The organism is Microcystis sp. CS-574 (genome assembly GCF_028329095.1).
Classification (GTDB): Bacteria; Cyanobacteriota; Cyanobacteriia; order Cyanobacteriales; family Microcystaceae; genus Microcystis; species Microcystis ichthyoblabe_A.
Genome location: NZ_JAQMSY010000170.1, coordinates 1 through 8,570, shown reverse-complemented (window position 1 = coordinate 8,570; position 8,570 = coordinate 1). Strand labels below are relative to the sequence as shown.

12 protein-coding genes and 1 pseudogene are annotated in these 8,570 nt (G+C 42.0%); 7 read left to right on the top strand and 6 right to left on the bottom strand.

What is annotated here, in order from left to right; genetic code table 11:
- Nucleotides 1-264: 264 nt before the first annotated feature.
- Nucleotides 265-915, top strand: coding sequence for a TIGR04282 family arsenosugar biosynthesis glycosyltransferase (locus PN470_RS13730; RefSeq protein WP_103112587.1), 651 nt, complete (start codon nt 265-267; stop codon nt 913-915).
- Here PN470_RS13730 and PN470_RS13725 read toward each other — a convergent pair.
- The 5 genes from PN470_RS13725 to PN470_RS13705 all read right to left on the bottom strand — a co-directional run bounded on the left by PN470_RS13725 (nt 877) and on the right by PN470_RS13705 (nt 3,707).
- Nucleotides 877-1,389 (bottom strand): L,D-transpeptidase, encoded by a 513-nt coding sequence (locus tag PN470_RS13725; RefSeq protein WP_002735789.1) that lies wholly within the window; start codon nt 1,387-1,389, stop codon nt 877-879. The genes PN470_RS13730 and PN470_RS13725 overlap by 39 nt on opposite strands.
- Nucleotides 1,390-1,467: 78 nt before the next feature.
- A complete protein-coding gene (locus PN470_RS13720; RefSeq protein WP_271935825.1) occupies nt 1,468-1,773 on the bottom strand; it encodes a DUF6464 family protein in 306 nt (101 codons plus the stop codon).
- 59 nt (nt 1,774-1,832) lie between these two features.
- Entirely contained in the window at nt 1,833-2,240 is a 408-nt protein-coding gene (gene speD, locus PN470_RS13715; RefSeq protein ID WP_002754975.1) for an adenosylmethionine decarboxylase, read from the bottom strand.
- A gap of 184 nt (nt 2,241-2,424) precedes the next feature.
- The gene (locus tag PN470_RS13710; protein ID WP_130757540.1) at nt 2,425-3,078 is read right to left on the bottom strand and encodes a DUF4335 domain-containing protein; all 654 of its coding nucleotides are present in this window, start codon (nt 3,076-3,078) and stop codon (nt 2,425-2,427) included.
- Between the two features lie 2 nt (nt 3,079-3,080).
- Nucleotides 3,081-3,707, bottom strand: a complete 627-nt coding sequence (locus tag PN470_RS13705) for a DUF3038 domain-containing protein (RefSeq protein WP_002754979.1) — start codon at nt 3,705-3,707, stop codon at nt 3,081-3,083.
- Between the two features lie 98 nt (nt 3,708-3,805).
- Here PN470_RS13705 and PN470_RS13700 point away from each other — a divergent pair, with 98 nt between their 5' ends.
- The 6 genes from PN470_RS13700 (at nt 3,806) to PN470_RS13675 (ending at nt 7,882) form a co-directional block, all read left to right on the top strand.
- Complete coding sequence (locus PN470_RS13700; RefSeq protein ID WP_002737799.1) at nt 3,806-4,324, top strand: adenine phosphoribosyltransferase; 519 nt, start codon at nt 3,806-3,808, stop codon at nt 4,322-4,324.
- A 156-nt stretch (nt 4,325-4,480) separates the two neighbouring features.
- Complete coding sequence (locus PN470_RS13695; RefSeq protein ID WP_002736873.1) at nt 4,481-5,542, top strand: ABC transporter permease; 1,062 nt, start codon at nt 4,481-4,483, stop codon at nt 5,540-5,542.
- Between the two features lie 329 nt (nt 5,543-5,871).
- Nucleotides 5,872-6,180, top strand: coding sequence for a hypothetical protein (locus PN470_RS13690; protein ID WP_002737657.1), 309 nt, complete (start codon nt 5,872-5,874; stop codon nt 6,178-6,180).
- A gap of 3 nt (nt 6,181-6,183) precedes the next feature.
- Complete coding sequence (locus PN470_RS13685) at nt 6,184-7,062, top strand: SDR family oxidoreductase (RefSeq protein ID WP_103112590.1); 879 nt, start codon at nt 6,184-6,186, stop codon at nt 7,060-7,062.
- Nucleotides 7,049-7,201, top strand: coding sequence for a hypothetical protein (locus PN470_RS13680; protein WP_002737765.1), 153 nt, complete (start codon nt 7,049-7,051; stop codon nt 7,199-7,201). The genes PN470_RS13685 and PN470_RS13680 overlap by 14 nt, the downstream gene beginning before the upstream one ends.
- 435 nt (nt 7,202-7,636) lie before the next feature.
- Complete coding sequence (locus PN470_RS13675) at nt 7,637-7,882, top strand: hypothetical protein (protein ID WP_103112591.1); 246 nt, start codon at nt 7,637-7,639, stop codon at nt 7,880-7,882.
- 27 nt (nt 7,883-7,909) lie between these two features.
- Here the strand turns inward: PN470_RS13675 and PN470_RS13670 are convergent.
- Nucleotides 7,910-8,570 (bottom strand): annotated as a pseudogene (locus PN470_RS13670) (ATP-binding protein); the annotation flags it as partial.

Here is an 8,570-nt window from a genome sequence, read left to right as displayed (position 1 = left end):
TAGGAACTTTTTCTATATACATGGCTATCATTCTAGCAAATAGAGAGAATTCTTGTCCATTAAGAAATGTCACAAATTACATGGGTACATCAAGAAAAGTTAAGGGGTGTATCCATTGATGGATAAGGGTTTTCGGCTATTGTAGTATATATGTATGGGGAAAGTTCAGCTATACTAAGCCAATAAAGCCTGTTTTATTGGGTTTCCTGCCTCCTATTAACAGTAGGCTAAAACTAATAATGAATATCATCGTCGCAATCACTCGTGGACTGGAGACAACAACTAATTATTTTTACCCGTTACCCAGAATTGGGGAAAGTAAAAACCCGTATGATTCCAGCTTTGGCAGCCGAGGGAGCCGAAGAATTGCACCGCAAACTGGCCGAATATACTCTCAGTAAATTAGCGGGTTTGAGGAGTTTTCTCTCTCTGATCATTTACTACCATGGCGGCAGCGAGGAAAAAATGCGTACTTGGTTAGGTGTGCATTATTGCTATCATTCTCAACGAGGAAAAGACTTAGGAGAAAAGATGCAAAATGCTTTTGCCGATGGTTTTGCTCAAGGGATGACAGCGATCGCTATTATTGGCACAGATTGCCCAGAAATCGGGGAAAAAGAGATTTTAGCAGCCTTTGAAGCCCTAAAAACCCACGATATGGTTTTAGGGCCGGCGTTAGATGGAGGATACTACCTAATTGCTTTAAAACAGGTCTTTCCAGAGCTTTTTGACGGTATTCCCTGGGGGACGGGGGAAGTCTTGGCAAAAACTCAGACAATCGCCGCTAAACTGGCCTTAAAGACCGCTTATCTGCCTAAATTAGCGGATATTGATCGCCCCGAAGACCTGCCCATCTTAAAAAAATATCTGCCAGAATTAAGGTTGAACGATGACGGGGGTTCCCATGCGGACTAAATCAAACAACACTTTCACATCCCGATTCCGCATCCGCACACAACCATGGGAAGCGGCGCTACCGAGGGAATTTTCTGCGGGGGTGCCATGAAAACCGATGGAATTTTTGCCGTCACTCCAAAAACCGATCCATCTTTCCCCTAGGGGACTATTGGGACCAGGGGTGCTGACTTTTCCCGTCCAGGGACTTTTCCAGACGGGATTGCGAACTAATTCCCGCACTTCAAATTTACCGGTGGGGGTTTCCCAGCCTTTTTTGCCGACGGCGACGGTAAATTGTGCTAAAACTTGCTTATCTTGATAAACGTAAACTTTTCTCTCTTTCAGTTTTAGGACCAGATGGGTAGCGAGAGTTTGATTGGCTGCGGTATTCGGGGTGACGGTGCTGATTTGGTTAGCTTGGGCCGGATATACGGGTAAACAAGTTAATCCTAATCCGATGATTAAGAGGGTCAAATTTCGTTTGAACGCCATTATTCCCACACTCCTCAATTGCGATAGCGATAATTTTTAAGGATAGCAAATAGGGAACTGTTTGGAAGCTCAAGCCGCTTACACTGTGCCAGTTTTAGCTTCGTACTGCCGACAACCTTCACAGGGACCTGGGGGATTAACCGCACAACGCAAGTGGGGGGAATAGGCATTAAAACGACAACTAAGATCACCTATAAATGCCGGTTTATTTTCTGTCTCTAGAGGGATTGACAAAAAATCACTGGCAATCACTGGGCTGTATTCGTGACGATGGCGAATCCCTCTCAAACGGTTGCTTAATCTCTGTTGGGATCGGTTAATTAACCAGAGACTAACGAGAGAGGGAAAGAGGGCGAGGATAAAAACAAAGGTTATCCTGATCACGATTTCAGTTTAGGCGATCGCCAGTGCTGCTAACTTATTATCGAGGCGGGCGCTAGAAATTAGGCCATAACCAGGGAAGACTTAAGGGGTTCTTCCTTTTTGCTTTCATAAACTGCCGCAGGACTGGGGAATCCTCTGGTTAGTTCCCGGACTTTAATCTCACCTGCTTGCAGGGATTTGGTCAAAATTTCCATGGCAACCACGGGTTTACCGGCACCACAGAAGAATAAATCGGCGGCGAAATAGCCGTGTTCAGGCCAGGTGTGGATCGCGATATGAGATTCAGCTAAAGTCGCCGTCGCGGTAACTCCGTGGGGACTGAACTGGTGGACACACAAATCGATCAGCGTTGCTTCTCCTGCCGTAATTCCATCGAGGATAGCGCGACGAATGCGCTCGGGATCGTTGAGGAGGTCAGCAGGTACTTGCCAAGCATCGACAATCAAATGGGTTCCCAGTTTGGTCATTTTTTTTTCAATACTCCCTATCGAAAAACCTTCACAGAATTACCAGCATAACACAATTTTTCTAACTTGTGCAAAAAAGATCGGGTTTTTCTCGGTTACTTTCTCTAAAAAACTGGGACAGGGTGGGGGAGAAGGGTGTGGGGTGTGGGGTGTGGGGTGTTGGGAAAAGCGCAAGGGCCTAATTTTATCTAGGAGGGGGGACGGGATTAGTGGGGAGGGTGGGACTGGGAGAAGCGGCGGGAATGGGTGGATTTTCGGGTTTACGGACTTGGGGGACGGGTAACAGATAGAAAAGTAGGGCGCAAGCGACAAGACTGCCTAATCCTGCCAAAAAAGGCACTGTTCGACTGGCCACCGATTCATTCACCTTATGGTAGCGACGGGAAACTGGCTGTAATTTCAGGGTTAGGTCAGGTAAAGTGCGAGTATCGGCAAAAAATTGGTCAATCGCTTCTATTAAATCGAATAACTGCACGGTACTGATTTCTATGTTGACTGGACTTTCTGGGATATTCAAGTCCGTTGATGGATACCAGACCAGACGATGGAGATTCTGGTCAATCTTTTCTAGGTACACATGATCTGGTTCATGGACGGGGTCTTGGGGATGACGAACACCACTCAAAAATTCTTGGGCATACTGACTGACCGCTTGTACCAAATTTTCCAAGAAAACCCGACCACCTTGCAGGACTTTATTGGCCCCGACTAACCGACATTCTACGTTAGTCAAAATTGAGAGTAAAGGTCGGCTATCCCCGGGGTTAGCCGGGGCGAAATCATCGCCGAAACCATCGAGAATCAGGGTACAATTGGGCAAGCTATAATGTCTTCTCATTTCTACACGATCTCCCCATCAAATAAACTAATCCAAAACCGCTGCATTCCCGTCGTACCAGTACAAAATAATAACCGATCGAGGAGGGATAAAGCCAGTTCATTTAGGGCATTTTCATCAGCTAGATAAACCGATACTTTGGCCCGACGGGGGTTCATGCGACTGCGAAAATTGGAGCGAAATCTTTCTAGGTATTCTGATAAAAGAAAATTATTATCCACGGGTAAACCTTTTGACTCCATCTGTTGCCGCGCTAACAGTAATTGTCTGATGGATATAGCTAGGGGTTTGGCCCGGTAACTGGCAATGATAACTAAAGCTTTGGCTTGGTCAAGGGTGAGACGGTCGAGGGTGTAGGAAATTCGCCACGGATTGGTACAGCGCAAGCGCCAGAAAATAATCCGGTTTTTGACAATTTTATCGAGTCCTAGTTCTTTACAGAGGGCTAACAGGGCCTCCCCGGCACCGACTTCTAAGGATTCCAACGCTAACAGCATTAAATCGATATGCTGTTGGAGATGTAGGGCGCATTGCTGACTTGCAATCGGAAAATCGGGTAAAACGCTTAAAATAACCGGTTTTTCTGGGGCTGATGTTGTAGATTCGGGCGTTAGGCTAGTAGAGGTCATGATATAGGATAACTAAAACACAAGGGCGATCGAGTCAGGGTATTGTAAATTGTATTGTATAGATAGCTGTCCCCCATTTTACGAGACACGGAAACCAAATGGATCTGAAATCACTGATTCGCGATATTCCTGACTTTCCCAAACCGGGTATTGTCTTCCGCGATATTACTACCCTACTCAATCATCCCCAAGGATTACGTTACACGATCGATACCCTAACGGCAAAGTGTCGCGATTACGGTTTATCCCCCGATTACATTGTCGGTATGGAATCGCGGGGTTTTCTCTTTGGTGTTCCTTTAGCATACCAATTAGAAGCGGGATTTATTCCTGTCCGGAAACCGGGCAAACTACCCGCCGCCGTTCATAGTATCGAGTATGATTTGGAATACGGAAGCGATAGCCTCGAAATTCATCAGGACGCGGTGGCATCCCATCATAAAGTCTTAATTGTCGATGATTTAATCGCGACGGGAGGGACGGCGAAAGCGACGGCCGATTTATTAGAAAAAATTGGTTGTGAGGTGTTAGGATTTGCCTTTATCATCGAGTTAATCGACCTCGGTGGTCGGGAAAAACTACCCGATTTACCGATTATTACCCTCATCGATTATTAGGTTTTTTTAAGTACCTAAGCAGAATTAATTACACATTTCGCTAACACTCTGGCAAGAGTGCCTATCTCAAAAATGGCAATTAATTCTGCGCGACTATTTGTCTCCTGACTCCTGAATTGGAGTCCCCACTAGGAAATTAACTTGGCATGATTACTTATGACAGCGACCGATGATAATTATAAGGCTAAAACCGCTCGATCGAGTGCTAATGGGTTACAATCTCTCCTAACTAGCGAAACTTTTTTATATATTGTCAAGCGTGTTCTCCAGGGTTTATTAACTCTGTTGTTGGCCTCGGCTTTGAGTTTCGCTATTATCCAATTAACCCCCGGCGGTTTTCTGGCTTTGCTTGACCTTAATCCCAAGATTAGTCAGGAAACTAAAGAACAATATATTGCCCTTTTTGGTTTAAAAGACCCGCCGATTGTCCAGTATTTTAAATGGTTGTGGCAAGTGGTAACTCAGTTTAATTTTGGTCTGAGTTTTACCTATTTTCGTCCCGTGTCTTCCCTATTATTAGAGAGAATTCCAGCGACGTTATTAATGTCTTTGACTTCCATTATTTTAACCTGGGCGATTGCGATTCCCTTGGGCATTCTCAGTGCCGTCAAACAAAACCAATTTATCGATAAATTTTTTCGAGTTATCAGTTATCTTGGTCAAGGTTTTCCCAGTTTTATCACTGCCCTTTTACTGCTAATTCTCGCCCAAAATGTCTCGCCGCTTTTACCGGTGGGTGATATGACCAGTATTAACTATTCGGAATATTCCCCTATCGGTAAAGTTTTAGATATCGCTTGGCACATGATTTTACCAACTATTGCCCTGACAGTTACCAGTTTTGCAGGATTACAAAGATTGATGCGGGGACAATTATTAGATGTTCTGCGACAGGATTATATTCAAACCGCAAGGGCGAAAGGTTTACCGGAAAATAAAGTTATCTATGTCCACGCTTTACGCAATGCTATTAATCCCCTGATAACTCTTTTGGGCTTTGAATTTTCTAGTTTGTTAAGTGGGGCATTTATCGCCGAATTTTTCTTTAATTGGCCAGGATTAGGTCGCTTAATTTTGCAAGCTGTGACGGCTAAAGATTTGTATTTAGTTATGGGCAGTTTAATGATGGGTGCTACTATGTTGATTATCGGTAATCTTCTGGCTGATTTGCTTCTCAAAGCTGTAGATCCTAGAATTAAATTGGAGGATTTAAAGTAGGGTGATAGGGAAATTTCAGCTAAATTTACCACTACCCAACGGGTGCATCTCACATTTGCAGAAATAGGGACAATCAGCAATTATCAGTGACCCTTAAATTATTACAGATGTATCAGCAGCTGCGTGTAAGCATCCCACCGAAAAACTAATGCGCGGGGGGTTTGGGGGGTAGAACCCCCCAAAGGCTTGGATTGAGTGGTAAAATCGGAAGTAATGACCAATTTTAGAAGATAGTTTCCCTTTAAAAATCCCAACTCAGTAGATTTACAAAAATGGGATGTACCCCCACCCAACCCCTTTTTTCCTTTTCACTTTTCACTTAATAAACTATGTTAGCAACTACACATTATTTACTCAGGTCAAAACAAGACGGACAATACCTAGTAGCGCGTCTGAGAAAAGGTGAAAGCGAAACTCCGGCCAGTTATCTGCTTCTGTTTAAAGAATCCTATGATGCTTTAAGTTATATCAATACCCATGCTCAGGATTTAGCCAATAATTTTTCTGTGGAAACTCTCTCAGGAACACAATTAAAGGGACTGATGCAGCGATGGGGATTTGCAGGAATTGGTTTAGTTAGTGAACCGTTGGAACCACAGGTGCAGTTTTTAGCCTACGAAAAAGGATTTAATCTCTAAACTATGAAAACGCTGTTAATCACTGGAGTTAGTGGGTTTTTAGGTTGGCATATTTACCAAAAAACTCGCTCATCTTGGGTAAGTTTCGGTACATACCTTAATCACAATGTCAATAGTAATGACCCAAATTTAATTAAAATTAATTTAACAGACTTAGCCGCAGTTAAAGAACTTTTTCAACAGATTAAACCCGACGCGGTAATTCATGGGGCTGCCCAATCAAAACCGAATCTCTGTCAAGAATTTCCCCAAGCATCCGAGGCAATTAATCTGACAGCTTCTCTAGAAATTGCCCGTTTATGTAGTCAATATCAAATACCCCTAGTTTTTACCTCTACCGATTTAGTTTTTGATGGTAAAAATGCCCCCTATTCCGAAAATGATCCCGTTTCTCCAGTCAGTGTCTATGGTGAGCAAAAAGTAGCGGCAGAAAAGGGTATTTTAGCAATATATCCTCGGGCGGCTATTTGTCGAATGCCTTTGATGTTTGGTTCCCCTTCTCCCAGTGCTAATAGTTTCCTGCAACCATTTTTAAAAACCCTCCAAGAGGGAAAAGAATTATCTCTATTCACTGATGAATATCGGACGGCTGTTGGGGTTAATAGTGCGGTGAATGGGTTACTTTTGGCATTAGAAAAAGTGCAAGGGATTATTCATCTGGGGGGTAAAGAAAGAGTTTCTCGTTATCAATTTGGTTTACTAATGGCGGCAGTTTTTAACCTTCCTAGGGAACAAATAAAACCCTGTTTACAGTGCGATGTTCCCATGAGTGCACCGCGTCCGCAGGATGTTTCTCTTGATAGTTCTCTTGCTTTTTCTTTGGGTTATCAACCATTAAGTATTAAAACCGAATTAGAGGCAATTAGAGATGAAATTATCTGAACAAAAGCGGACTATATTAATTATCTTGCTCCTTTTTTTTACCGCTATTCTCATGACTAATTATTTCGAGGTAGGGATGACGGGAGTGTTAGCTTTTTTCGTTGCCTATCTTTCTAAAGGATTGCGAAAAGTTAAGTAGGGTATATTGAAAAAGCCTGAAATGCCGATAGGAAAAAGGTAAAATACCCTAAAAGTCCTGCACTTTTTTTATTCAGTACAGATGTATATAATCTTGGCGGCAACTCCATCAGAACCAGAATCATTTGAACTGCCCTTTGCAACTTAATTGGCGTATTTACCTACTTATTTTCCCGAATTCTCTCCTATTTTATTCTTTTCTTAAGTCATTTTTTAAGCATTTGGTTATAAACTTGTCGTGAAAGAATTGGGAAGAACTCTTTGTCTTGATAAAACTTTTTTTCATCTCTAAAGACAACTAATACCAATTCTCCAAAGTCTGACTACAGAAGTTTAATCCCCCTAAATCCCCCTTAAAAAGGGGAACTTAAAGGGGGATTTAAATTCGATGTGTAGTTTTCATTTAGAGAAATGGTATAAAATATAATGAGCTTTTATGGAAGAAATTTCACAGGAAGAACGTGCGTTGCTTTGTAGCTTTATTGTTCCTGAAATAGTAGGCAATCATGCAGAATATTTCTATTATCTATGGAGAGCAAGAATCTCTTTATATTCTTATAATCGTCAATCTTTATTGGAAGAAATTAACAATTTAATACCCGTAATGAAACAACTTTGGGGTGATGAGGTAATCACAGAGGCAATACAGACTGTGAAATGGATTTTATATACTTTTCCGTAGCTTTAAGGTGTTGGAATAGATCAACATTTACGCCCGAATTACAATAATTCTATATTGATTTTCCGTCACCAACACCTCAGTTGACAATCTTTCTTCCATTGGTAAAGCATTTTTCCGTCTATCAAAGATAAATAACCAACCAAAATCTAAACCCAAACATCCTAAATAAGATTCTAATTGTTCAATTCCATCAGCTTGAGGATCGCGCTTTTTATCCCGCCATACTTTTAATTCAATCCCTAAAATTACATCTTTATAACGCAGACATAAATCCATTCTGTCACTACCAATTGCATATTCCCTTTCTAAAACTCCCCCACCATTAACCACACGATGTAAAAAAGCCATTAATACAATATGGGGGGCAATTTCATGGTAAGCAGCACTACTTAATAATGGTTCGACCTGTTGTCGCCAAAATTTGAGAAATGCTGTTAATAAAGCATCTATATTTAATTCACCTTTTGCCGTCAACCAACTAGGACTAATTAAAGGTAAACTGTCCTGAGTTCCTTGGACTAAAACGCGGGGAATAACTTCACGATATATGGGGTTAGAAATAACTAATCCCCCCATCGGATCACGTCGTAATAATCCTAAATCTATTAAATATTGCCTATCATCTGCTAGGGTATCGGGTAAGGTTTGCCCTGCTAAAATTGGTTCAATAATGTTTTTAACTCGTTTT

Coding starts and splice junctions, on each gene's coding strand:
- PN470_RS13725 (WP_002735789.1), bottom strand. CDS start 1,389: ATGGCGTTCAAACGAAATTTGACCCTCTTAATCATCGGATTAGGATTA.
- speD (WP_002754975.1), bottom strand. CDS start 2,240: ATGACCAAACTGGGAACCCATTTGATTGTCGATGCTTGGCAAGTACCT.
- PN470_RS13710 (WP_130757540.1), bottom strand. CDS start 3,078: ATGAGAAGACATTATAGCTTGCCCAATTGTACCCTGATTCTCGATGGT.
- PN470_RS13705 (WP_002754979.1), bottom strand. CDS start 3,707: ATGACCTCTACTAGCCTAACGCCCGAATCTACAACATCAGCCCCAGAA.
- PN470_RS13700 (WP_002737799.1), top strand. CDS start 3,806: ATGGATCTGAAATCACTGATTCGCGATATTCCTGACTTTCCCAAACCG.
- PN470_RS13695 (WP_002736873.1), top strand. CDS start 4,481: ATGACAGCGACCGATGATAATTATAAGGCTAAAACCGCTCGATCGAGT.
- PN470_RS13690 (WP_002737657.1), top strand. CDS start 5,872: ATGTTAGCAACTACACATTATTTACTCAGGTCAAAACAAGACGGACAA.
- PN470_RS13685 (WP_103112590.1), top strand. CDS start 6,184: ATGAAAACGCTGTTAATCACTGGAGTTAGTGGGTTTTTAGGTTGGCAT.
- PN470_RS13680 (WP_002737765.1), top strand. CDS start 7,049: ATGAAATTATCTGAACAAAAGCGGACTATATTAATTATCTTGCTCCTT.
- PN470_RS13675 (WP_103112591.1), top strand. CDS start 7,637: ATGGAAGAAATTTCACAGGAAGAACGTGCGTTGCTTTGTAGCTTTATT.